At 69.3% G+C, this 22,445-nt stretch carries 22 protein-coding genes and 1 pseudogene; 10 read left to right on the top strand and 13 right to left on the bottom strand.

The window, feature by feature from the left end; all coding sequences use genetic code 11:
- Window positions 1-43: 43 nt before the first annotated feature.
- From RLT59_RS15315 to RLT59_RS15305, 3 genes are all read right to left on the bottom strand, one after another.
- Window positions 44-892: an enoyl-CoA hydratase/isomerase family protein gene (locus RLT59_RS15315; protein ID WP_311303907.1), complete on the bottom strand. Its 849-nt coding sequence runs from the start codon at window positions 890-892 to the stop codon at window positions 44-46.
- A gap of 79 nt (window positions 893-971) precedes the next feature.
- Complete coding sequence (locus RLT59_RS15310; RefSeq protein WP_311303906.1) at window positions 972-3,200, bottom strand: acetate--CoA ligase family protein; 2,229 nt, start codon at window positions 3,198-3,200, stop codon at window positions 972-974.
- A 367-nt stretch (window positions 3,201-3,567) separates the two neighbouring features.
- Window positions 3,568-4,755: a flavin-containing monooxygenase gene (locus tag RLT59_RS15305; protein ID WP_311303905.1), complete on the bottom strand. Its 1,188-nt coding sequence runs from the start codon at window positions 4,753-4,755 to the stop codon at window positions 3,568-3,570.
- Window positions 4,756-4,928: 173 nt separating this feature from the next.
- Between RLT59_RS15305 and RLT59_RS15300 the strand changes: the two genes are divergently transcribed.
- From RLT59_RS15300 to RLT59_RS15290, 3 genes are all read left to right on the top strand, one after another.
- Complete coding sequence (locus RLT59_RS15300) at window positions 4,929-5,381, top strand: DoxX family protein (protein ID WP_311303904.1); 453 nt, start codon at window positions 4,929-4,931, stop codon at window positions 5,379-5,381.
- A gap of 122 nt (window positions 5,382-5,503) precedes the next feature.
- The gene (locus RLT59_RS15295) at window positions 5,504-5,887 is read left to right on the top strand and encodes a Zn-ribbon domain-containing OB-fold protein (RefSeq protein ID WP_311307732.1); all 384 of its coding nucleotides are present in this window, start codon (window positions 5,504-5,506) and stop codon (window positions 5,885-5,887) included.
- 91 nt (window positions 5,888-5,978) lie between these two features.
- Window positions 5,979-6,767 carry a thioesterase family protein gene (locus tag RLT59_RS15290; RefSeq protein ID WP_311303903.1) on the top strand — a complete coding sequence of 263 codons (789 nt, stop codon included), beginning with the start codon at window positions 5,979-5,981 and terminating at the stop codon, window positions 6,765-6,767.
- 12 nt (window positions 6,768-6,779) lie between these two features.
- On the opposite strand, the gene RLT59_RS15285 is transcribed toward RLT59_RS15290, so the two are convergent.
- Genes RLT59_RS15285 through RLT59_RS15280 form a run of 3 tightly spaced genes read right to left on the bottom strand, consistent with a single transcriptional unit; the run spans window position 6,780 to window position 7,825 of the window.
- Window positions 6,780-7,172, bottom strand: a complete 393-nt coding sequence (locus tag RLT59_RS15285) for a hypothetical protein (RefSeq protein ID WP_399125471.1) — start codon at window positions 7,170-7,172, stop codon at window positions 6,780-6,782.
- Window positions 7,148-7,369 carry a DUF1707 SHOCT-like domain-containing protein gene (locus RLT59_RS39360; RefSeq protein ID WP_399125469.1) on the bottom strand — a complete coding sequence of 74 codons (222 nt, stop codon included), beginning with the start codon at window positions 7,367-7,369 and terminating at the stop codon, window positions 7,148-7,150. The genes RLT59_RS15285 and RLT59_RS39360 overlap by 25 nt, the downstream gene beginning before the upstream one ends.
- A gap of 51 nt (window positions 7,370-7,420) precedes the next feature.
- The gene (locus tag RLT59_RS15280; RefSeq protein WP_311303902.1) at window positions 7,421-7,825 is read right to left on the bottom strand and encodes a hypothetical protein; all 405 of its coding nucleotides are present in this window, start codon (window positions 7,823-7,825) and stop codon (window positions 7,421-7,423) included.
- A gap of 75 nt (window positions 7,826-7,900) precedes the next feature.
- Between RLT59_RS15280 and RLT59_RS15275 the strand changes: the two genes are divergently transcribed.
- From RLT59_RS15275 to RLT59_RS15265, 3 genes and pseudogenes are all read left to right on the top strand, one after another.
- Window positions 7,901-8,725 carry a helix-turn-helix domain-containing protein gene (locus tag RLT59_RS15275; protein ID WP_311303901.1) on the top strand — a complete coding sequence of 275 codons (825 nt, stop codon included), beginning with the start codon at window positions 7,901-7,903 and terminating at the stop codon, window positions 8,723-8,725.
- Window positions 8,722-8,973 (top strand): DUF397 domain-containing protein, encoded by a 252-nt coding sequence (locus RLT59_RS15270; RefSeq protein ID WP_311303900.1) that lies wholly within the window; start codon window positions 8,722-8,724, stop codon window positions 8,971-8,973. The genes RLT59_RS15275 and RLT59_RS15270 overlap by 4 nt, the downstream gene beginning before the upstream one ends.
- Window positions 8,974-9,122: 149 nt before the next feature.
- Window positions 9,123-9,218: pseudogene (locus tag RLT59_RS15265) on the top strand (IS5/IS1182 family transposase); the annotation flags it as partial.
- 151 nt (window positions 9,219-9,369) lie between these two features.
- On the opposite strand, the gene RLT59_RS15260 reads toward RLT59_RS15265, so the two are convergent.
- The 5 genes from RLT59_RS15260 to htpX form a co-directional block, all read right to left on the bottom strand.
- Complete coding sequence (locus tag RLT59_RS15260; RefSeq protein ID WP_311303899.1) at window positions 9,370-9,819, bottom strand: hypothetical protein; 450 nt, start codon at window positions 9,817-9,819, stop codon at window positions 9,370-9,372.
- Window positions 9,820-9,907: 88 nt separating this feature from the next.
- Window positions 9,908-15,256, bottom strand: coding sequence for a DNRLRE domain-containing protein (locus RLT59_RS15255; protein ID WP_311303898.1), 5,349 nt, complete (start codon window positions 15,254-15,256; stop codon window positions 9,908-9,910).
- 63 nt (window positions 15,257-15,319) lie between these two features.
- Entirely contained in the window at window positions 15,320-16,018 is a 699-nt protein-coding gene (locus tag RLT59_RS15250; protein WP_311303897.1) for a hypothetical protein, read from the bottom strand.
- Between the two features lie 407 nt (window positions 16,019-16,425).
- Window positions 16,426-17,010 (bottom strand): PspA-associated protein PspAB, encoded by a 585-nt coding sequence (locus tag RLT59_RS15245; RefSeq protein ID WP_311303896.1) that lies wholly within the window; start codon window positions 17,008-17,010, stop codon window positions 16,426-16,428.
- Between the two features lie 9 nt (window positions 17,011-17,019).
- Entirely contained in the window at window positions 17,020-17,931 is a 912-nt protein-coding gene (gene htpX, locus RLT59_RS15240) for a zinc metalloprotease HtpX (RefSeq protein WP_311303895.1), read from the bottom strand.
- Window positions 17,932-18,137: 206 nt separating this feature from the next.
- On the opposite strand from htpX, the gene RLT59_RS15235 reads away from it, so the two are divergent.
- Together RLT59_RS15235 and RLT59_RS15230 are read left to right on the top strand one after the other, a co-directional pair.
- A complete protein-coding gene (locus RLT59_RS15235; protein WP_311303894.1) occupies window positions 18,138-19,388 on the top strand; it encodes a cytochrome P450 in 1,251 nt (416 codons plus the stop codon).
- A 52-nt stretch (window positions 19,389-19,440) separates the two neighbouring features.
- Window positions 19,441-19,629 carry a ferredoxin gene (locus tag RLT59_RS15230; protein ID WP_024492071.1) on the top strand — a complete coding sequence of 63 codons (189 nt, stop codon included), beginning with the start codon at window positions 19,441-19,443 and terminating at the stop codon, window positions 19,627-19,629.
- 34 nt (window positions 19,630-19,663) lie between these two features.
- Here the strand turns inward: RLT59_RS15230 and RLT59_RS15225 are convergent, their stop codons facing one another.
- Complete coding sequence (locus RLT59_RS15225; RefSeq protein WP_311303893.1) at window positions 19,664-20,377, bottom strand: pyridoxine/pyridoxamine 5'-phosphate oxidase; 714 nt, start codon at window positions 20,375-20,377, stop codon at window positions 19,664-19,666.
- A gap of 75 nt (window positions 20,378-20,452) precedes the next feature.
- On the opposite strand from RLT59_RS15225, the gene RLT59_RS15220 reads away from it, so the two are divergent.
- Entirely contained in the window at window positions 20,453-20,731 is a 279-nt protein-coding gene (locus RLT59_RS15220) for a type II toxin-antitoxin system Phd/YefM family antitoxin (RefSeq protein WP_311303892.1), read from the top strand.
- Window positions 20,724-21,128: a type II toxin-antitoxin system VapC family toxin gene (locus tag RLT59_RS15215; RefSeq protein ID WP_311303891.1), complete on the top strand. Its 405-nt coding sequence runs from the start codon at window positions 20,724-20,726 to the stop codon at window positions 21,126-21,128. Before RLT59_RS15220 ends, RLT59_RS15215 begins: the two co-directional genes overlap by 8 nt.
- A gap of 33 nt (window positions 21,129-21,161) precedes the next feature.
- Here RLT59_RS15215 and RLT59_RS15210 read toward each other — a convergent pair whose 3' ends face one another.
- The gene (locus RLT59_RS15210) at window positions 21,162-22,331 is read right to left on the bottom strand and encodes a thiolase C-terminal domain-containing protein (RefSeq protein ID WP_311303890.1); all 1,170 of its coding nucleotides are present in this window, start codon (window positions 22,329-22,331) and stop codon (window positions 21,162-21,164) included.
- Window positions 22,332-22,445 lie beyond the last annotated feature (114 nt).

The following is a 22,445-nucleotide window of genomic DNA, read 5'->3' as shown; positions in this document are numbered from 1 at the left end:
CCGGCATCGAGGTGAGGCGCGAGCGGAGGCAGCGGAAGTACGGCTAGATCCCTTGGTACTTCGGTGCCCGCCGCTCAACGAAGCTCGCCACGCCCTCGTTGGCGTCCTGCGTGGTCATGTTGATCTCCTGGGCCATCGCCTCCGCGGCGAACGCCGTGGCGCGGTCGGCGTCCAGCGAGGCGTTGACCAGCTGCTTGGTGAGGGCGATCGAACGGGTGGGCCCCTCGGCCAGCCGCTGGGCCCAGGTCCGCGCGATCGCCGCCAGTTCCTCGTCCGGCACGGTCCGGTTGACGAGCCCCAGGCGCTCCGCGTCCCGGGCCGGGAGCGAGTCCCCGAAGAACATCAGCTCCTTGGCGCGCTGCGGCCCGACCAGCCGGGGCAGCAGGTACGCGCCACCGCCGTCCGGTACGAGGCCGCGGCGCACGAACACCTCGATGAACTTCGCGGACTCGGCGGCCAGCACCAGATCGCAGGCGAACGCGAGATGGGCGCCGATCCCGGCCGCCGTTCCGTTGACCGCGGCGATGACGGGCTTCTCGCAGTCCAGGACGGCGGCGATCAGCCGCTGGGCGCCGAGCCGGATCGTCCGGGCGACATCGCCCGGCACCCGGTCGCCGGTCGCCGGCGCGCCCCGCAGATCGGCTCCGGCGCAGAAACCCCGGCCGGTGGCGGTCAGGACGACCGCCCGGATCCCGGGGTCCGCGGAGGCCTGTGCGAGCAGCGCGATGACGCGTTCGCGCTGGTCCCAGGTGACGGCGTTCATCGCCTCCGGGCGGTTGAGGGTGATCGTCGAGACGCCGTTGTCAGTGGCGTGGAGTATCAATGAATCAGGCGATCCGGACGGGTCGGGTAGGCCGGTGTGGTCGGTGGTGTCTTCGGGGGAGGACGGCATGAGGCAGCTCCTGAGCAGGTGGCGGAGCAGCGGGAGGAGTTGGTGGCGGGCGCGGCGACGGCGTGCGTCGGCGCGTCGGTCAGCGGCAGACCGCGAGCGCGTCCAGCGCCACCGCGCCCTGCCCGCGGCCCAGCACCATCAGCGGGTTGATGTCCAGCTCGGACAGGTCGTCGCCCAGTTCCAGCGCCATCCGCTGCACCCGCAGCACCACTTCGACGAGCGCGTCCACATCCACCGGCGCCCCGCCGCGCACCCCCTCCAGCAGGGCCCGGCCGCGCAGTTCACCGAGCATCGCCCGCGCCTGGTCCTCACCGAAGGGCGGCACCCGCACCGCCGCGTCGTGCAGCACCTCGACCAGTACGCCGCCGAGCCCGACGGTCACGGTCGGGCCGAACAGCGCGTCCTGCGTGACGCCGACCATCATCTCGACGCCCCGCTCGATCATCTGGCAGACCAGGATTCCGTCCAGCTCGATGTCCTCGTAGCGCGCGATGTCGGTCAGTTCGCGGTAGGCGTCCCGCACCTGGCTGGCGGAGGTGAGCCCGACCTTGACCAGGCCCAGTTCGGTCTTGTGGGCCAGCTGCGCCCCGGACGCCTTCATGACGACGGGGTAGCCGACGAGCCCGGCCGCCCGGACGGCCGCCGCGGCGCTGGTCACCAACTGCTCGCGGGGCACCCGGATTCCGTACGCCCGCAGCAGCTGCTTCGCCGCGTGCTCGCTCAGCTGGTGGCCCGGACGCATCAGTGCCTGCGCCTTGCGGAAGGAGGGCGACGGCGTGCGCGGCGCCTCGTCGAAGGGGGAGCGGTAGGAGGCGGCGAAGCGGTGGTGGTCCAGATAGGCCTTGACGGCGGTGATGCAGTTGCCGAAGGTGCGGAAGGTGGCGACGCGCGAGGAGCCGAGCAGCGTCGTGCGGTAGGCGTCCTCGGTGCCGACCGGCGAACCCCACACCACGCACACCAGCTTGTCCGTGGCCTCGGCCGCGTCCACCAGGTCCTGCGCCAGTTTGTCGCTCATCGGCGGGAAGGGGCCGGTGATCGGACAGATCAGCACCCCGACCGAGGGGTCCGCGAGTATCGCGTCGATGATCTTCCGGCCGCGCCAGTCACCGACCGGGTGTCCGCCGTTGTCGACCGGGTTCGCCACGTTCAGGTAGTCGGGTATCCACGTGTGCAGCTCGGCCTGCTTCTCCTCGGACAGGACCGGGATGTCCAGGCCCGCCGCGGTCGCCAGGTCCGAGAAGTGCGCGCCCGTGCCGCCCGAGATCGAATACACCACGACCCCGTCGGCCAAGGGCTTGCGGGCCCGCGCCAGGAGGGCGGCAGTGTCCTGGAGTTCGTCGAGGCCGTCCACCCGGATCACGCCGAACTGCCGCATCGCCGCGTCGACGACCTGGTCGGCGCCGGTCAGCTTGCCGGTGTGTGACGCGGCCATCCTGGCCCCCGTCTCCGTCCGCCCGACCTTGACCGCCACCACCGGGACCCCGGCACGTGCTGCCCGGTCGGCGGCGAGCAGAAAGGAGCGCCCGTCCTTGAGCCCCTCCACGTAGCAGGCGATGGCCCCGACCTCGGGCCGCTGGGAGAAGTACGAGATGAAGTCGGCGGTCTCCAGATCCGCCTCGTTGCCCGTGGGCGCCCAGTGCGAGAGCCGCACGCCCAGCTCCTGGAGGGTGTAGACGGGTCGCCCCTGGTGGCCGGACTGGGTGATCAGTGCGATCGCCGGCCCCTCCAGGTCGTCCCGGAACTCCTCGAAGGCGTTGAGGTTGGTGTTCGGCCCGAGCAGCCGCAGCCCCGACCGCTCCACCGCCGCGGCCAGCCGGGCCTGCGCGGCGGCGCCCTCCGCTCCGGTCTCCGCGAATCCGGACGCGAAGGCGACGGCGAACTTGACCTTGGCGTGCGCGAGTCCCTCGATCACCGGGAGCGGGTCACCGACCAGCAGTACCGCCAGATCGACCTGTTCCGGCAGTTCGGACACGGAAGGAGAGCAGGCCCGCCCGAAGACGGACTCCCGCGTGGGGTGTACGGGATACAGCCGCGCCCCGACCCGCTCGGCCCAGGCGATCAGCTGCCGGGTGATGCCGGTATTGGGCCGGCCGTCGGTGTCGGACGCGCCGATGACAGCCACGGACTCCGGCCGGAAGAACCGGTCCAGATCCGGGACGGCCGCGTGCAGCGGACGACCGCTGACGTCGAGACCGCCTTCCGCGGCGGCCGCCGTCATGCTGTGGACGGCGGCGTGCGGCTCCTCGCCGCAGGCCACCACCCTGGCGCGGAAGTCGGTGGTGAGGGTGCCGTGAGTCGATCCAAGCATCGCGTTCCGCCCACTCCTGCTCGAAGGTCCCCGGCGCTCGCGCAGCCCGGCCGGCGCCATAAGCTGACGCTCTGTCAGGTTACTGAACTGACGGCCCGTCAGGAATGGGTGTGCAGGCAAAGGCTGAGAGTGGCGGTTCCACAGGCCCGGACGCCCGTCCCTACCCCACCCCTCCCCGCATGACGCCCGACGGCCGACCCGGGGGTCGTGCAGGGGAGTCCCCGCAGGGCGCTTGAGGGCAGGGCGGCGCCCAGGCGGCCCCGCGCCCAGGGGGTGGGGCAGGTCCGATCCCGCGCCCAGGGGGTGGGGCAGGTCCGATCCCGCGCCCAGGGGGTGGGGCAGGTCCAAGCCCCGGTCGCCCCCCGGCTCAGCCCTTGCGGGCGAGCTTCTTGGCGATCTTCTCCGCGTCCCGGGCCAGCTCGCGGAGCATGCCGCTGATCGGGTTGGTGAAGCCGGTGAAGTACAGCCCGGGGGCCTGCTTCGGCGTACGGCCGCCGTGCACCACCGGCCGGCCACGGGCGTCCAGCACCCCGAGGTGGCCGACCAGCCCCTCCAGGGAGCGGAGGTAGCCGGTCGCGGCGATGACGGCGTCCGGGGTGATCCGGGACCCGTCGGCCAGCACCACCGCGTCCTCGTCGAACGACTCGACGGCCGCCACCGGCACCACGCGGCCGTCCTTCACCGCCTTGATCAGCCCCACGTCCTGGACCGGGATGGCCCCGTCCTTGACCCGCGAATACAGGCCGGTGTCCGGGCGGGGCAGCCCGTGTCCGGCGAGATCGGGCATCGAGACCCGCGTCAGCAGGCCCCCGGCCCGGTCGACGAGCGTGACCGGCAGCCGACGCACCAGGATGCCGGTGCCCTGGGCGGGCCAGCCCGCCGTGGAGCGGCGCAGGATGTGAGGAGCGGTGCGCACCGCCAGCCGCACCCGGGCCGCCCCGCCCTCCACCAGGTCGACGGCGATCTCGGCGCCGGTGTTGCCGACGCCCACGACGAGGACGTCCTTGCCTGCGTAGGGGGCCGGGTTGCGGTAGTCGGCGGCGTGCGCGAGGTCGCCGGTGAACCCGTCGCGTCCGGGCCAGTCGGGGATGCGCGGGGTGTGGTTGAAGCCGGTGGCCACGACGACGGCCCGCCCGGTCAGCTCGCGCCCGCCGGTCGCGGTCAGCCGCCACCCGGTGCCGTCCGGCGCCCGGTCGATGCGGGAGACCTCGACGCCGGTCACCACCTCCAGCTCGTGGTGCTCGGCGTACTTCTCCAGGTAGCGCACCACGTTGTCGCGGGACACCCAGCGGCCGAACCGGCGGGGCATGGGCAGCCCCGGCAGGGCCGACCAGCGCCGGGTGGTGTGCAGGTGCAGCCGGTCGTAGTGGCGCCGCCAGGACGCGCCGACATCCGTGGACTTCTCCAGCACGACGGCCCGTTGGCCCTCTGCGCGCAGGGCCGCCGCGACGGCGAGACCGCCCGGACCGCCGCCGATGACGTAGACGGGCCGGTCCTCTGTGCGGGTGACGGAGGCCGGAATGGGGCTACCGGGGGCAGATGTGCTGTCGGGCATGGTTTGGAGCGTAATCGCGCGCCCTGTTGATGGGTCTCGGTCAAGACCGGAATCGATTGCGAATTGATCACGGGTCCACACCCGGGCATCGGCCGGGGACGCGCACCCCTTGCGCAGACCGTCGCCATCAGGTGAACTGACGTACCGTCAGATTACGTGAACGGGAGGGCCCCATGCGGACGATCTGGCTCGACGGAGCCCAGTGGCTCGCCGTGCTCCGGATAGGCCTCGGCCTGTGGTGGCTGGAGAGCTGGCGGCACAAGGACAAGAAGGGCTGGTTCGAGCGCGGCACCGGCATCGCCTGGGCCGCGGACGTCGCGGGCAAGCACCGCTGGCCGGTGGTCAGGAGCGGCTTCGAGAAGATCGTCGCGCCGCGCCCGAAGGCGATGGCGTACGTCGTCGTCTACGCGGAACTCGCCCTGGGCCTGGGCCTGGTGACCGGCCTGCTGACCCCCGTCGCCCTGATCGCGGGGCTGCTGCTCAACCTGCTCTACCTGGTGCTGATGATCCACGACTGGGCCGAGCAGGGGCAGAACGCGATGATGGCGCTCAGCTCGCTCGTCGCGCTGTTCGCGATGTCCTGGCAGACCTGGTCCCTCGACCACGCGATCGGACTCTTTCTGTGACCGCCACCGGACCAACCACCCCAGCCACCGGACCAACCACCCCAGCCACCGGGCCTGCCACCCCCACCGCCCCCGCCGCCGTTCCCGCCGAGCCCCCGCCCCGGCCGGCCCCCCGCTACGACCTGCCCGAGCCGGACGCGTCCACCCGCCCCTACTGGGATGCCGCCGCAGAGGGGCACCTGCTGCTGCGCCGCTGCCGGGACTGCGGCCGGGCGCACCACTACCCGCGCGAGTTCTGCCCGCACTGCTGGAGCGAGGACGTCGACTGGGAGCGGGCGAGCGGCCGGGCCACGCTGTACACATGGTCCGTCGTGCACCGCAACGACCTGCCCCCGTTCGGCACCCGCGTGCCGTACGTCGCGGCCGTCGTCGACCTGGCCGAGGGACCGCGGATGATGACGGAGATCGTGGACTGCGAGGAGAGCGCGCTCGCCATCGGGATGGAGCTGAACGTGACGTTCCGGCGGGAGGAGGGCCGCGAGGCGGTGGCGGTGTTCCGCCCCTGAGCCGCCGGTCCCAGGACCCGGGCGCCACCCCGCATCCGCACGGTGGCACGCTGATGATCCGTGATCCGTACGTCAGCGAGGGAAGCGCCCGTTGAACACCGGCAGCAGCAGTTACTACGAACGCATCGACGACCACCGCTACAAGCCCACGGCCCACGCGAGCGGCGCGTGGAGCACGGACGAGGTGCACTTCAGCCCGTTCGGCGGGCTCATCGTCCACGCCGTCGAACGCCATCTCGCCGACCGTCCCGGCGCCGCCCTGCTGCTGTCCCGGATCAGCTTCGACATCCTCGGCCGGCTCGCGCTCGACGAGTGCGAGATCAGGGTCGAGACGGTCCGCCCCGGCCGCACCATCGAACTGGTCGAGGCCGTCGCCCTCATCGCAGGCCGCCCGGTCGTCCGCGCCAGGGTCTGGTGCCTGGCAGCCGGTGACACCGAGGCCGTCGCCGACGGCGAGGCGGACCGGCTCACCCCGCCCGAGGAGCTCGCGTCCTGGCCGATGGCCGACCTCTGGCCCGGCGGCTACATCGCGTCCCTCGACGTCCGCCCGCTCGCCCCGCCGATGCCCGGCCGTACGACCGCCTGGATCTCCACCCCGCTCGACCTGGTCGCGGGCGAGCCCGTCAGCGCGCTCGCGTCCTACGCCGCGCTCGTGGACACCGCCAACGGCATCGCCGTGCGCGAGCAGCCCACCGACTGGATGTTCCCCAACGTCGATCTGACCATCCACCTGCACCGCCGGCCCGAGGGCCGCTGGACCGGGCTCGACACCACGGTCGTCTTCGGCCCCACCGGTCAGGGCGTCACCAGCACGGTCCTGCACGACGTCCGCGGCGCGATCGGCCAGGCGCAGCAGATCCTCACGGTCCGCCCGGTGTGAGGGCGGGCGGGCTCAGCGCGAGAGTTCCTTGCGCTGCCTGCGGCGTTCGCGGAAGTTGGGGTGACGGATGTGGACGCCGCCCATGCCGCAGGTGCCGGTGATCCGGAGCACGGGCGTGCCCGGCAGTCGTTCGCCGACGGTCTTGTCCTTCAGCCCGCCGAACCCGAGATCCAGCGCGTCGGTGTCCGCCTTCCAGCCCACCGGGACCACGATCTGGACGCCGGACATCTGCGTGTCCACCTCCACCTGGATCTCGCGCAGCCGGCACTCGGCCTGTGTGAAGTCGATGCGGACGCCGCCCATGCCTCCGTACGCGACGATCTTCGGCGGCACCTTCCAGCGGCCCTTCCGCTGTGCGCCGTGGATACCGCCCTGGAGGGTCAGCGGCTCGCCCGGGTCGGGCACGACGGGCCCGAGGCGTCGGTGAGCGGGGCGAGTTCGCCGTACGTCTTGGCGGTGAGGGCCTGGCTCAGGCGGGCGTCCAGCTCGTCGAGGTCGATGCGCCCCTCGGCCGCCGCCTCCCGCAGTTGTTCCACCACGGCTTCGCGGTCGGCGTCGGAGGCGCGCATGCGGTCGGCGGACCGGGAGGGCTCGGCAGTCATGCGCCCGATGATACGGACGCGGACGGGCCCGGCGGGAGCGCGTGTCCCGGGCTATTCCTCGGCCACGAGCTGAGCCGTCATGACTCCGTGCAGCAGCTCCGCGTCCACGAAGTCCCCGTCCTCGGGCGCCCCGCACCGCCAGCTCAGCGGGTATGTGTTGCCGTGGGCCGCCGGAATCCCCACGTACTGGTCCCGGGCGGCCGGCCCGAAGCACTTCGCGCCGGGCGGCCAGTCGAAGTCCTGGCTCGCCCCCGGTTCGAGCAGGAAGTACGTCCACCGCCCGCCCGCGACCTCCCGCACCACGGGCCCCGGCTCGCCGTCGGTAAGGGTCTCCAGATGATGGACCACGGCCTCGCCCCGGACGCCGCGCATCCGGATCGCGTCGAAGTGGATGCCGGTCAGATGGAGTTGGAGCCCCGAGGAGGGTACCCATTCGGGGAGTTTCTTCTGCGTCATGGCTACGAGCATCCCGCTGGTTGCGTAGCGTCACCAGGAGGACACGGTCCACATCGGGGCGATGTGGGGAGGGCGGTGACGGCTGTGGGGACGAGTGGCGAGACCACGCACGGGCGGCGGCTGGTGGGGGAGTTGATCCGTATCCATCGGGTGCGGGCGGGATTGACGCAGAAGGAGGCGGCGGAGCGCCTGCTGATCTCGGAGTCACTGATGGGCGCGGTCGAGCGCGGAGAGCGTATCCCCTCGCGTGACCTGCTGATCGATGCCGATGAGGTGTTCGGGGCGGGCGGTGCCCTGAAGGCGTGCTGCGAGCTGGTGGACGAGGAGAAGTACCCTGCCAAGTTCCTGGACTGGGCCAAACTGGAGCGGGCCGCGCGGGTCATCAGCGCGTACGAAACGATGTTGATCCCTGGTCTGCTTCAGACGGAGGGGTACGCATACGCGCTGTACGGGGCGCGCGTTCCGGCGTACTCGGAGACTGAGATCATCCGGCACGTCGAAGCGAGGCTCGAACGGCAGGCGGTGTTTTCGCGTACGCCGCCGCCGAGGGTTGGGTACGTCATCGAGGAATCGGTCCTGGATCGTCCGCTTGGCGGGGCCGAGGTGCTGAAGGAGCAGCTGCGGCACGTGATCGACTGCATGGCGCGGTTCAACCACCTGACGGTGCAAGTGATGCCAACGGCTCAGCACACCCACGCTGGGTTGAACGGGCCGATGAAGCTGATGGCTACGGAGCAAGGGCGTCACCTTGTGTACGAGGAAGGGCAAGGGGGCGCTACTTTGATCTCCAAGCCCGAACGGGTCAGTGACCTCTTCGACCTTTTCGGCACCCTGCGCGCCCAGGCATTGACGCCCTGGCAATCCGCGGAGCTCATCGAGAAGAAGGCGGCGAAACTGTGAAGACCGGGCCCGAACTGTTCTGGTTCAAGTCCAGTTACAGCAACAACGAGGGTGGCGAATGCATCGAGGTCGCCTACGACTGGCACAAGTCCAGCTACAGCGGCAATGAAGGTGGGGCCTGCGTCGAGGTCGCGACCTGCCCCCACACCGTGCACGTCCGTGACTCCAAGGTCACCGACGGCCCCACTTTCGCCGTCGCCCCCGCCGCCTGGACCGCCTTCCTGAACCACGCGACGGTCACCGCCTGAGCGGTGCTCGGCGGACGTGGAAGAGATCCAGCGTCGCTGACGCCCGCCCGGGGCCGCACGCCCAAGGAGTGAGTGCGGCCCCTGCCGCTGTCTGACACGCTCGTGCCGTTGGCGACTCATCGTCGTCGGCCTCCACACCTCGTTCAGTCCAGGAAGGCTTGGTCGATCTGGTGTACCTGCGCAGGAATGACGCCCTGGCTCGGATCCCCGCCGGCTTCGGCATCTCGGTCGGCACCACCCACGCCTGAACCACCGCGGTGATCGATCCCCTGGCCGTGCGGGGCCCGGTCTGCTCAAGGGATCATCCTGACGCCGACACGAAGCGATCCAAGTTTGCCCCGGAGCCGCGCATCGGCCGGGCGGGGTTCGCATTCGGCTGAGCGCGGCAAGCACCGACTACTGCATAGGTCGAGTGTGAACGAGAGCCCCAGCCTCTCGCGCCGTTTCGAGAGCCCGCTCAAGCACCTCGGCCGGAACGTCCACCCAGACAAGAACAGGAGACTCGACTGTGCCGAAGATTTGGCGGTCCCGGTCCCATGCCTCTGCGTTGATCACCTGGTGAGCCAGGCGTGAGAAATGTTCTGCCTGGTCACTCTGCAGCAGGTCGACTTCCACGCCCATCAAGAGATCGCGCCGCGCGGAGAAGAGTGATCGCCGCGCGAGACCGCCTTTTGTCTGAGCCATGTCCACCATCGCCCGGAAAGAAGTCCGAGAAGTCTCGTCTCCCATGGGCTCATCGACGTAGAGATCAATGAAGACCTGAGCTTTGACCCTTAGCAGATCCGGAATGATGCCGGAAATGAAGGCTTCCATGTCATGAGGACTCGCGGCTTCAATGTACCGCACGTGTGTCGCTTCCCTTCTTTGGCCGGATATCGGGCCCCTTCCACTCTTTCATTGGGCGAGAAGGGGCCCGAGGAGTCGCGAAATCTGGCTATGCTTCGCAGCTATGGTTCGCGCAGGGGTGAGCGTACCGACGTACCTCTCTGGGTATCCAGATCGGCGGCCCCCAGAAGCGGCCTCCCCGGAGGAAGCGGCTGCCCCATCTGGCAGCAGTCCTCCACGCGTTGCGTGCGCGGTAGTGCTTCTTGCCTACGTTGAGGTGCCATCTGCTGTGCCGATCCCATTCGAAACGGATTCGGTGGTTCTTGAAGTGCAGGCCGGGTCTGCCGTCCCGCATGACGAAGTGCCGATTCGACTTTTTGAAGAATAGACACTTGGTGGCGCTGCAGCCGAACTTGGGCCAGCTCCACTTGCCATCGAGGTCATAGCAACCGAGGGGTTCCGCAGTGCAGTAGTCGTAGGCGTTAGCGTTGCCGCCCGTGATCGGATCGACCGACAGGAACCGGCCGGCGGCCGGATCGTACAGGCGCACCCCCATGAGGATCACCGCGCTCGGGGTTTCGGTGGAACGCTGTTTGCCGCCGAGCCAGCCATAGCGAGCAGGGTCGGTTCCTGGCAGCGGGTTGCCATACTCGTCGTAGGAGTTGACCACCGGGGTGCCGTCGTCCGACAGTGGAATCTGAGTGCTGATATCGCCATGCAGATTGGCCAATTGGAGGACAACATCGCCCGTAGCGCTGGTGGTGGCGACCAAGTTGCCGGCCAGGTCTTCGAGGCTCCGGCTGACCCCGTTGGTGTCCGCAGTCCAGTCCGGGCTGTCGCCGTCGCCGCCGTAGTGATTGGTCTTGGTGGCGGGAGTGCCCCAGGCGCCGCTCTCCGCCTGTTCCTCGGTCGCCCAGGACGCCAGGCGGCCGACCGCGTCCACGTTCCACGTCGTGCGCTTGGCGTTGGCGGTGATCTGGCGGACGAGATCGTCGGCGTAGTAGGCGTTCTGCGTGCCGTCGGCCTGAGCGGTGGTGCGGCCGAAGGTGTCGTAGGCGGTGCCGGTGGCGATCAGCCGGTCGGCGCTGTCGTAGGCGGAGTTGATGGTTCTGCTGGTGGGCGTACCTCCGTCGACGTCGTCGACCGTGGTGGTCAGCGCGGTGCGGTTGGTATTGCTGTCGAGGGTATACGCCCGGTGTGTGGTGACGCCGCTCTCGAAGTCGTCCACCTTGTTCAGGCGGCCTGCGGCATCGTAGATGTAATGCTGGTAGGCGCCGCCCCCGGTGTAGACGGTGCGGTTGACGATCTGGTCGTGGATGGACTGGGTCGTGGACTCGCCCTGGACCGTCCAGCCGGACTCCCAGTGCCAGTAGCGGGAAGTCTCCGTGCCGGTGGGGTCGAGGTTGAATTCGACGTCCATGTTCCACGGTAGCTTCTGCTTGTACAGGCGGCTGTCGGAGTCGTAGAAGCCGGTGACGTCACCAATGGCGCCCATCACCGAGTCATGGACGTGGGTGGGCAGCCCGGCGGGGTTGTCGTAGTCGTAGGTGATGGTGGACGGCGCCGAGTCGGTGACGCGGGTCTTGCGGTCGCGGTTGTCGTACTCGGTGCGTGTGACGTTGCCCGCGCCGTCGTCGTAGGCGATCTCCCGGCCAAGCAGGTCGATGGTGTGCCGAACGGTGGCCGTACCGGTGGAGATGGTGGCCAGGACACCGCTCGCCGGGTCGTACGTGGTGGTTCGGGCCGGCACAGCCGTGCCCACACCCCCGGTGATCTGGGTCTGCTTCAGACGTCCTGAGGAGTCGTAGACGGAGGTCGTGGTGCGAGTGACGCCGTTCGCAGACTCCGTGACCTTGGCGCTGTTTCCCCAGCGGTCGTATTCGGTTGTCTTCGTGGGCAGTTCACCGGGGTTGGAACCGCCTCCGGTGATCACACCGGCCGGCCCCGTGGAGCACGCCAGGTCGGCCCACTCCGGACGCCCGGCGCACGTACCGGTGCCGGTGGCAGACCAGTAGCGGGTCACCGTCGCTGCGGCGTCCGTGCCAGTGGACTTCGGCAGTGTCGCCTTGATGACCCGGCCCTGGGCATCGTAACCGGTCGTCCTGGTCAGCTTCAGTCCGCCCGGATCGGTGGTTTCACTGGTGGGTAGGCCCTTGGCCCAGTCGTAGACGGTCGTGCTGGAGCGCACGTCGCCATCGGTGGGGTAGCCGTCGATCCATGCCCCCACCTTGACCGTGGTGACCTGGTCGCTGACCGTGGCGGTGTCATCGGTGGGACGGCCCTCGTCGTAGCTGTTGACGGTGTGCTTCCGTGCCGCGACCTGCACACCGGCCACAAGGTCCGGGCTGTCTGTATCGCCTGCGAGGTCGCTTGTGAGGGCGATCAGGTGCAGTGGGCCGAACTCCTCCGCTACCCGCCTGCCGTTGCCCGAGTAGGCCGTGACGGTGCCGAGCTGATGGGCCCGCTCTGCCGGAGAGTCGGAGAAGATTCCGAGTTCGCTCTGGGTGTTGACGGCGTACTCGTCGTCGCTGAGTGCCAGCTCCCGGTTGGTTGCCGTCAGTTCGAAGACGGTGTTGCCGAACCGGTCGTGCTCCTTGACGGTCAGGTGCCGGCCGGGCAGCCCTGTGTTGACCTGGCGGCCGGAGGCATTGGTATAGGTGATGGTGGCCTTGTCGTAGTCGGCCGCTCCCAGGCCGCTTCCCGTGTGTGAGGCGGGGACCTGGTCGGTGGGGAAGACCGCGGTGGCGTCCGTGGGTGCGTCCCTCTGCCCCCAAGTCGCGGCGTCATCGGCCGAGACCTGGTTGGGAGCCTTGGTGCCGGACAGCGGCACGTCGTAGACGAGAGAAGTGGTGGCCGTGCCTCTGTCCTGCTCGTCTTTGGTGCCGACCTTCAATGTCGGACGGGACGCTGACAGGAGCATGCCGTCGCCGGCCACCGTGCTGGTGCCGGCCCTGCCGTACTCGAACGTCCACGGCAGCTCACCGGGTGGCGTGAGTGCTGTGACACGGCCCGCGCTGTCATAGCCGTAGGCCGTCTTCAACGCCGGGGAGACACGCGGGTCCCACTGTTCACGCAGACGGCCCTGGCTGTCGTACGCGTACTGGGAGACAGTCGTGGCCGTGGCAGTGGGGGCGCCAGGGTCGGTGGCCCACAGGCGGATCTCCTTCACCTGCCCGTTGTAGTCGCCCAGAGCGGATGAGGTCGCGGTAGTGGAGGCGGCGTACACATATTGCAGCGCTCGGCAGCCCTTGGCCGCCGGCGTGGCCGCACACGTCTCGGCCGTGACCGCCGAGGTCGGGGCAATGACGTACTTCGGGCGGGCAAGCGTCTTGCCGCCCACCGTGACCTTTTCCGAGATCACCTTCGTGGCGGTCTGGTCCGTCGGCAGAAACGTGGTGGCCAGCTGCCACGTGGTAGCGGTGGGATCGACCTTGCTGAAGACCGAGGTGGTCCCCTCGGTGTCCTTCAACGTGAACGAGGTGGTCAGCGAGCCGGTCAGCGTCAGGTCCTCCGCACCGGTTTCCGGCTTCCAGCCGCCACCGCTTGCCGCGGTGAACCCCGTCTCTTCGCCGTCCACATCTACGATCGCCACCGATGTCGCCGATGTCTTGCGCACGTACGCCCAGTCGCCGTCGGAGATCTCCGCAGTCGTGCCGGCGGTCCACTGCGGACCGAAGATCGAGGCTTGGCCTTCTTGCTGGGTGCCGTTGGACGGACGCCGTGAGGAGAAGGAACGCGTCACCGTCATATCGAAGCCCGAAGCGTCGGTGGCCGACAAGCCGAAGTCACCGGTGAGCGTGTTCACGCTTCCCGTGCCGACCTCCTCACTGGGCGACTCACCTGCATTCCGATCCACAGTGATCCGGCTCGCCGGGGAAGCGTCGGTGGTGGTGCCATCGGTAAACACAGTCCGGGCGTCCACCGGCCCGTCGTCGCTGAAGGTGTCGGTGACGTTCCAGCTCAGCTTCTCGGCATCGCCGCTCGTGACCTTGGCCGGCCAAGCCGTCAGGGCGGAACCGTCAGACTTCCGGCGCACATCCTGGACAGGGATGTCCTTCCAGGTGTCGGTCTCACCACGCCGGTACTGGTAGCGGACACCGGTGTCGCTTGCCTTGCCCTGCCCCGTCAGCTCCGCACGACGTGCAGGGCGGTCACCGTCAGAGGGCGTGAGCAGGGCAGAACCGGAACCGGCATAGAAGACATGGCCCGTCGTGGCCGAAACGTTGCCCGCCGCGTCCTTGCTGCGCACGCCGAGTGAGTGCCTGCCCGCACGAAAGGCTGGTTTGCGGCTGACCGCGGCGCCGGTAGTGGCTACGGACTGCCACGTGCCACCGTCCAGGTTCCACTGGACTTGCTTCACGCCGCTGGTCGGCGGGGTGAAGGTAAATGTGCCGGTGAAGTCGCCGTTGTCATCGGGCGTCCCGGACCACTGGCCGGCAGGGAAGTCGGTGGAGGAGACCTTCGTGGTCGTCGGCGCAGTGGTGTCGACAGTGAGGGAGTGGAAGGCTGACCAGGCGCTGTTCGCCGAGCCGTCCCCAGAACGCGAGCGCCACTTGTAGGTGCCCTCGGGCAGTGCCGTCGGTGTCCAGGTCGCGGTCGCACCGGAGGCGACGGAGGCGCTGGAGCCGGAGCGCAGCGCGGCGGTACCGTTGGATGCCCAGACCTCGAAACCAAGCGTGACCTGTGAGCCGTCACCGTCCAGAGCCTTCGCCGACAGGGTCGGCGTGGTGTCGTTGGTGGCGGCTGCGGCTGTCGGCGCTATGAGTGTCGGGACGTCAGGGATGGAGTTATAGGTCACTGACATGTATGGAGTGTTGGACGCGGCGTTGCCCGAATTGAACCGCTTCCAGCCATAGGGGTCGGACTCGTCCGAAGCCTGCAGGCCGAGATGGTTGCTGCCGTTGCCGTTCGACGCCCACGCCTTCGCCAGTGAGGTCACATCCGCACTGACCCAGCCGTCGTTGCAGGAGCTGGAGAAGCCCTTGGTCTGGGTACTCGTGGCGTACTTCGTGCCCCAGCTCGGTTGGCTGGTCCAGCGGGTACCTGTCGAGGAGGCCGTCGCGCTGTAGACGTCCCAGCCCTTGCTCGTGCAGGACCAGGAGTGGAATTCATACAGGTTCAGCTTCGCCGCGGTGACCTGCTTCCCGGTGATGTTCTTCATGGGAAAGGACAGGAACGAACGGGTTTTCTGGCCTGATCCGTTGTTGCCTATCTTCAGCTCGGTCGCAGCGGACTGATCGGTGGCATATCCCTCCTGGACGAAGGTGTCGAAGCTGGTGCCGACGTTGATGGACGGGTCGATGGTGACCGGGAACTGAGTCCCGGCGTCTGCCAGGAACGTGGCGTCCGGAGTCAGGGTGATGGAGATGACGGAGCCATCCTGCGCGACCTCCACCCCTACACGGGCCGTGTGCGTGTGCTCGCCGGAGTTCTTGTCGATGCGGGCATCCCACATCATCGGAGAGGGCAGGGTCCCCGCGCTCTTGCCCTTGGCATCGACGAAGGCAACGGACCCGTCTTCCTACGCCTTCGCGGTCAGCCCCTTGGCCGTCAGGCTGTAGGTCACCTGCCCGTTGGCGCCAACGGCAGATCGGTCCTTCAGCTCAAGGAATTGCTCGTAACCGGTCCGCGTGGATTCGATGAGCAGGTCGGTGGCTGGCAGGGCCTGCTTGTATCGAGCGATCGTGTCCTGAGACCCTTCGATCGTCGGTTCCGGCAGCGTGCCGTACCAGCCGAGTTGTAGCGGGCGACCCGCGCGGTCCAGGACTGTCACCAACGGCACCGCCGCAACGTCCCCGGTACCAGTTGCCTTCAGCCCCTTCGGCGCTGCCTTCCTGCCTGCCAGGGTCAACCCATGCGGGTGCCCCTTCGCTTTGACGGAACCGTCGGCGTCCTGCACCAGCGACGGGTCGACGTCCTGCCACCGGCCGTCGTCGCCTTTGAAGCGGACCGGACCGGCGTACGCCTCCTCCGTGACCGTGCCATCCGGGTTCACGTAGGCCGTCGAAGTTTCCGTACGTGCGTCGGTGACCTCGATCCTGCGCTTCTGAATCCTGGCCTTCAACCGCGCCGCGGACTCTGAACCAGCGGTGGCAGACCCCAAGTCCTCGTGCGCCGCACTGAGCACCCTTGAACTCGCGGCCGAGCGTCCCAGAGCCACTGCCTGATCTGTGGACTCGACCACCGAAGCGGTTTCGACGGCCAACAGCAGTGTCAGCACGGCGGCTACCGGACGCAACCGACGCATGGCCGGCAACGGGAGAAGGGGTTGCTCCGAGACTGCGGGTCTGAGTCGGACGGATCTGCGAAAGGGGGATGACATGTGTGTTCCTCACCGGTGCAGTTTCCTCTCTGCACCACCGCAGGATCTTCACATGCGGCCACCGGCACGTCATGAAGCCTCACTTGCGTACGCATCCGCTAAGGCCTCTTCAAATACGTTGATCTATCGGTAAGTCCCTGTAAGTCTGGTTCGTTCCTTCAAAGGCGTGTCGATTCACGCCTTTTGGCTGCCATATCCCCTCTGGGGTTTGACGGGGATTTCACTTGTGAGGTGTCACACCTCGTGCGCTCGGCGCCGTTCCAGCCCTGTACGCCGGGCGGTCCACACCCCGTGCCGCGTCCCCCTCACAACCCCGGCGCCCCCCACACCGGAAACCACCGCGAGAGGTCCTTCTCCACGCGGAGGTCGTCGCCGAGTGCGGCGCGTACCTGCAACTCCAGTTGGTTGTCGCGCTTCTCGCCGCCGCTCGGGGCCGGGGCGAACGGGTAGAAAGTGCCGCGTTTGTAGAGGTAGACCAGGGCGAGCGGGCGGCCCCGGGGGTCGCGGAAGGCGATCAGGGAGCAGAGCAGCTGGGGGCCGAAGCCGCCGTCCTGGAGCAGGGTGTTGACCGCGTGCAGGTCGTTGACCAGGGCGGCGGTGTCCTCGGCGGTCCGGCGGGCGAGCAGCCAGGTGTAGCCGTAGGAGTCCCGGCTGAACTCCACCGGGATGCCGCCGTGCGCGGTGTCCGCGTCCAGCAGCTCCTGTACGTCCTGCTGGATACGGGCGAACGTGCCGCCCTCCACGCCCGCGAAGCACACCGAGCCCAGGCCGGTCGGGACGAAGCCTGTCGCCGCCTGGAGGGTCAGGGCGGCGGACGGGACGGCGAAGAGCTGGTCCAGGTCGGGGCGGACCGGTTTGCTGCGGCCCAGGATGGTATCGAGCAGACCCACGGAGGCTCCTTACGGGCGGGAGAGGTCGGCGGAGATGCGGGAGAGCTGGTCGAGGCGCTGTTCGAGGGTCGGGTGCGAGGAGAGCAGCCGGCTCAGGCTCTCCTTGGAGGAGAAGGCCGGGACGAAGTAGAAGGCGTTGTACGGCTCCGCCTTCCGCAGGTCCTCCGTCGGGATCCGGGCCATCTGGCCGCTCACCTTGGTGAGGGCGGAGGCCAGGGCCGAGGGGCGGCCGGTGAGCAGGGCGGCGGTGCGGTCGGCGGACAGCTCGCGGTAGCGCGACAGCAGGCGGGTCAGCAGGAAGCTCAGGGCGTACACCACGGCGCTGATCAGCGGGATGAGCATGATCGCGATGCCGATGGGGTCGTTGCTGCGGCTGTTGCGGGAGAAGCCGCCCCAGAGAGCCACCCGGGTGATGATGCCCGCGAGCACGCCGAGGAACGAGGCGATCGTCATGACGGCGACGTCACGGTGCGCGACGTGCGACATCTCGTGCGCGAGTACGCCCTCCAGCTCCTCGGGCTCCAGTCTGCGCAGCAGTCCCGTAGTGGCGCAGACGAGGGCGCTCTTCTCGCTGCGGCCGGTGGCGAAGGCGTTCGGTACGTCGCTCTGGGAGATCGCCACCCGGGGCTTGGACATGTCGGCGAGGGCGCAGATACGGTCGATGGCGCCGTGCAGTTCCGGCGCCTCCTCCGGGGTGACCTCGCGGGCGCCCATGCTGAACGCGGCGATGCGGTCGCTGAACCAGAACTGGGCGATGAACATGCCACCGGTGATGATCAGGATGATCGGCCAGGCACCGCGCAGCACGGCGAGCAGCACGCCGATCAGGACCACATACAGCAGGCCGATCAGGAACATGGTGGTGACCATGCGTGTGGTGAGACCGCGGTCCGAGGCGTACCGGCTACGGGTTCGGGTCATGGGTGACCTCCAGTCCTCATCTGCTTCCCATAGTGCCCCTCGGTGGTTGAAATCGGATAAGAGCATCCGGGATGGAACGTTACGAGCCGTGGCGGGCGCGTCCGGTACGGGGTATTTGGCCGAACAACGCCTAGCCCAGTTAGGTGCCTAGGGCATCTAGTGGTGGGTGATCGGCAGGACTCCCCCATAGCTTTGCGAGGTCCTCCATGGCAGAGACCGGCACCGAGACCCAGACCGAGACCCAGACCGCGACGATCGCCTTTCCGCAGAACCGTAGCTGTCCCTACCACCCGCCGACGGGATATCCGAGTGAGACCCGGGGGCAGCAGGCGGTGACCCCCGTCCGTATCTACACCGGCCGGACGGTGTGGCTGGTGACCGGTCACGCCGAGGCGAGGTCGCTCCTGGTGGACCCCAGGCTGTCGTCCGACCGGGAACACCCCGAGTTCCCGCTGTTCGCCAAGCGGCAGGCCGAGGCCACCCAGCGGCGCGTGGAACTGATCGGCGTCGACGATCCGGAGCACAACGTCCAGCGCCGGATGCTGATCCCGAGCTTCTCGGTCAGGCGGACGGCGGCCCTGCGGCCGCAGATTCGGGCGACCGTGGACGGCCTCCTCGACGCGATGGTCGAGCAGGGGCCGCCGGCCGATCTGGTCAACGCCTTCGCGCTGCCGGTGCCCTCGATGGTCATCTGCGCGCTGCTCGGGGTGCCCTACGGGGACCACGAGTTCTTCGAGGCGCAGTCGCGCAAGCTGCTCCGGGGCCCGGAGGCCTCCGATGTCGAAGCCGCGCGGGAGGCTCTCGACGAGTACTTCCGGGTACTGATCGAGCGCAAGCGACGCGATCCTGGCGACGGGCTGCTGGACGAGCTGATCGTCAAGCAGCTGGAGACCGGTGCGGTGGACACCGAGGAGCTGGTGCGGCTGGCCGAGATCCTGCTCGTGGCGGGGCACGAGACGACCGCGAACATGATCTCGCTCGGCACCTTCACCCTTCTCCAGCACCCGGAACAGCTGGCCCTGCTGCGCGCGGCCGGCGCCTCCACCGGTGACGAGCCCGGCAGCGGGATGCCCGCCGCGGTTGAGGAGCTGCTGCGGTTCCTGTCCATCGCGGACGGGCTGTCGCGGGTGGCCGTCGAGGACATCGAGGTGGGCGGGGTGACCGTCCGGGCGGGGGACGGGGTCCTCCTGTCCACGGCGGTGATCAACCGGGACGGCTCCGTGTACCCGTCGCCCGACGAGCTGGACCTCGGCCGTAACGCGCGGAATCACGTGGCGTTCGGGTTCGGCATCCACCAGTGCCTGGGCCAGAACCTCGCGCGGGCCGAGCTGGAGATCGCGCTGCCCGCCCTCTTCGAGCGGCTTCCCGGCCTGCGGCTGGCGGTGCCCGCGGAGGATGTCCCGTTCAAACCGGGGGACACGGTCCAGGGGCTGCTGGAACTGCCCGTGACGTGGTGACCGGGTGGCGTGGTGACTGGTGAGGGAATTCGATCGGAAAGGTCCTGCTGAGATGCAGATCGATATCGACAGGGACGTGTGCATCGGCGCGGGTCAGTGCGCGCTCGCGGCGCCGAAGGTGTTCACCCAGGACGACGACGGGTTCAGCGAGCTGCTGCCCGAGCCCGGTGACGCCCTCGGCGGGCCGATGGTCGGCGAGGCGGCCCGCGCCTGCCCGGTGCAGGCGATCACGGTGAACTGAGGGAGGGGCGGCGGGGGGCGCTGCCCGGCGGCCGTCAGGGCCAGAGCAACTCCCGCCGCCAGGTCCCGGTGGTCTCCGCCACTCCCGCCACCCCCGCCACCCGGCGGTAGCGCAGCCGGACGTGCCGCCGCCGCGCATCGCCCTGGAAGAACTCGACCTCGTACGGCTCGACGGCATACCGCGTCCAGCTCGTCACCTCGGCCTCCGGCTCCGCCTGGGCCCGCTGCCAGGCGGCGTCCGAGGCCCGGTCGAGCTCGCCCGTCGAGCCGAGCACCTCGCTCTGCCGCCCCACCAGCGCGGAGGCCAGCGCCCCGGTGGAACGGGCGTGCAGATCGGCCCGGCTCTCGGCGGCGGAGCACGCGGTGACCGGACCCCGTACCCGTACCTGCCGCCCCTGCGCGGGCCAGTAGAAGCCGAGCGCGGCGTGCGGGCGGGCGGCGAGCTGGCGGCCCTTCGCGCTTCCCGCGTGCGTGGCGAAGTGCCAGCCGCGCTCGTCCGCGTCGTGCAGCATCAGGGTCCGCACATCGGGCAGCCCGTCCGCGTCGGCGGTGGCCAGGGTCATGGTGTGCGGCTCCGCCTGCCCGGCGGCCACCGCCTCCGCGAACCAGGCGTGGAAGAGGGGGAGCGGGGCCCGCGGCGCGGTGGCGGGGTCGAAGGCGGGCAGCTCGATGTCCCACACGCGCTGGGCGTGGAGCAGATCACGGAAGGCGCGCTGGGCGGTGGAGGCGGATGCGGATGCGTCGGTCATGCGGCCATTGGACCTCACGGACCGCGCATCGAGAACGCTGTAGCACAGCGAGACACGCAAGGCTACGCTGTATGCATGAAGACCATCACGCAGCGCGAGTTCCGGAACCGGTCCGCGGATGTCATGAACGCTGTGGAGGAGGGCGAGATCTTCCACATCACCCGCAACGGGACAGAGGTCGCGGAGCTCCGGCCGCTCACGCGTAAGCGGAGGCTGAGTGCGGAGGAGCTGGTGGCCCGGCACCGGCGGCTTCCCCGTGTGGACGCTGCGTCGATGCGTCGCGAGGCGGACGAGCTCTTCGGTGACGAGGAGCGGGCCGGGGACGACGATCCCTGGGAGCGCGCGCGTGGCTGAGCGCTACCGCGTGGGTGTGCTCGACACCTGCACGTACCTCGACCTCGACCTGCTGAGTGCCGAAGATCTTCCCGCCTATCCGGCGCTCACCGCCGTGACTATGGCCGAGCTCCAGCAAGGCGTCGCGATGGCCGGGGACGCGGCCGGGCGCGCGGCACGGATGGAGAAGCTCGGCGCGGCCGTGGCCGACTTCGAGCCGCTCCCCTTCGACGCCGAGGCGGCTGCCCGGTACGGGAGCTTGGTGTCCCTTGTCGTGGCTGCGGGCCGTAACCCCCGTCCTCGTCGCATGGACCTGATGATCGCGTCCATTGCCTCCGTCAGGGGACTGCCGCTCTTCACCCGCAATGCGGACGACTTCAAGGGGCTGGAAGGCGTCCTCGACGTCGTCGCTGTGTGACCCGGGGCGCAGCACCCGCACCCCCGCACCCCCTCACTCCCGCCCCAGGACCACCGTTCCCGAGGAACAGAACCAGCCGCCCGTTCCGGATGCCACCGCCAGTTCCGGCAGCCGGCCGCCCGCCCTGCGGACCTGGCGTTCCCCCGCCTCGCCGCGCAGCTGGCGTACCGCCTCCACCAGCAGGAACAGTCCGCGCATGCCGGGGTGGCAGGCGGACAGGCCGCCGCCGTCCGTGTTGACCGGGAGCTCGCCGGTCAGGCCGGTGCGGCCCTTCTCCACGAACGCGCCGCCCTCGCCCTTCGCGCAGAAGCCCAGGTCCTCCAGCGTCACCAGGGTCATATAGGTGAAGGCGTCGTAGATCTCGGCCAGGTCGATATCGGCCGGGCGCACCCCCGCCCGTTCGAAGGCGAGGCGGCCGGAGACGGCGGCGGGGGAGACCGTGAAGTCGTCCCACTCGGACATGGCGGAGTGCGACACGTGCTCGCCGGTGCCCAGGATCCAGACCGGGCCCTTCGCCGTGTCGGGGACGTACTCCTCGGCGGCCAGCAGCACCGCGCAGCCGCCGTCGCTGCGGATGCAGCAGTGCAGCTTGGTGAACGGGTCCGCGATCATCGGGCCCGACAGCACCTCGTCGACCGTGACCGGGGTGCGGAACATCGCGTCCGGGTTGGCCGCCGCGTTGGCGCGGGCCTGCACCGCCACCTCGGCCAGTTGCTCCAGGGTGGTGCCGTACTCGTGCATGTGGCGGCGGGCGGCCATCGCGTACTTGGCGATCAGCGAGTGCCCGTACGGCACCTCGAACTGGAGCGGGCCCCGCGCCCCGAAGGAGAGGTTGGACGTGCGGCGGCCCGCCTTGATGTCCGCCCGTGCCGTCGAGCCGTAGACCAGCAGGACGGCGTTGGCGCGGCCCGCCGCGATCGCGTCCGCCGCGTGGGCCGCCATCACCTCCCAGGTCGATCCGCCGACCGAGGTGGAGTCCACCCAGGTGGGTTTCAGCCCCAGGTACTCCGCGACCTCGACCGGGGCGAGCGTGCCGAGTCCGGCGGAGGCGAACCCGTCGACGACGGACCGGTCCAGCCCCGAGTCGGTGAGCGCCCGGCGGGCGGCCTGGGCGTGCAGGGCGTACGGCGTCGCTGTGTCGACGCGTCCGCAGTCGGCGAGCGATATGCCGACGACAGCGACCTTGCGGTGGGAAGAAGGCATGAAACTGACGGTACATCAGAGCCGGATCAGGTGAACCGGCCCGTGGCGACCGGATCTTGTGGGCCGTCGCGGTGCGCGGCTCTGGGAATCTCGTAGCATCCGCCCTAGCATGAC

It is taken from the genome of Streptomyces sp. ITFR-6 (assembly GCF_031844725.1).
GTDB lineage: Bacteria > Actinomycetota > Actinomycetes > Streptomycetales > Streptomycetaceae > Streptomyces.
The sequence above is the reverse complement of the archived record's forward strand: the minus strand, read 5'-3'. Positions and strand labels throughout refer to the sequence as shown.

Bases quoted from the DNA above. Each gene is read 5' to 3' on its own strand.
- RLT59_RS15315 (WP_311303907.1), bottom strand. From the start codon at position 892: ATGCCGTCCTCCCCCGAAGACACCACCGACCACACCGGCCTACCCGAC.
- RLT59_RS15310 (WP_311303906.1), bottom strand. From the start codon at position 3,200: ATGCTTGGATCGACTCACGGCACCCTCACCACCGACTTCCGCGCCAGG.
- RLT59_RS15305 (WP_311303905.1), bottom strand. From the start codon at position 4,755: ATGCCCGACAGCACATCTGCCCCCGGTAGCCCCATTCCGGCCTCCGTC.
- RLT59_RS15300 (WP_311303904.1), top strand. From the start codon at position 4,929: ATGCGGACGATCTGGCTCGACGGAGCCCAGTGGCTCGCCGTGCTCCGG.
- RLT59_RS39360 (WP_399125469.1), bottom strand. From the start codon at position 7,369: ATGACTGCCGAGCCCTCCCGGTCCGCCGACCGCATGCGCGCCTCCGAC.
- RLT59_RS15280 (WP_311303902.1), bottom strand. From the start codon at position 7,825: ATGACGCAGAAGAAACTCCCCGAATGGGTACCCTCCTCGGGGCTCCAA.
- RLT59_RS15255 (WP_311303898.1), bottom strand. From the start codon at position 15,256: ATGATGTGGGATGCCCGCATCGACAAGAACTCCGGCGAGCACACGCAC.
- htpX (WP_311303895.1), bottom strand. From the start codon at position 17,931: ATGACCCGAACCCGTAGCCGGTACGCCTCGGACCGCGGTCTCACCACA.
- RLT59_RS15235 (WP_311303894.1), top strand. From the start codon at position 18,138: ATGGCAGAGACCGGCACCGAGACCCAGACCGAGACCCAGACCGCGACG.
- RLT59_RS15230 (WP_024492071.1), top strand. From the start codon at position 19,441: ATGCAGATCGATATCGACAGGGACGTGTGCATCGGCGCGGGTCAGTGC.
- RLT59_RS15225 (WP_311303893.1), bottom strand. From the start codon at position 20,377: ATGACCGACGCATCCGCATCCGCCTCCACCGCCCAGCGCGCCTTCCGT.
- RLT59_RS15220 (WP_311303892.1), top strand. From the start codon at position 20,453: ATGAAGACCATCACGCAGCGCGAGTTCCGGAACCGGTCCGCGGATGTC.
- RLT59_RS15210 (WP_311303890.1), bottom strand. From the start codon at position 22,331: ATGCCTTCTTCCCACCGCAAGGTCGCTGTCGTCGGCATATCGCTCGCC.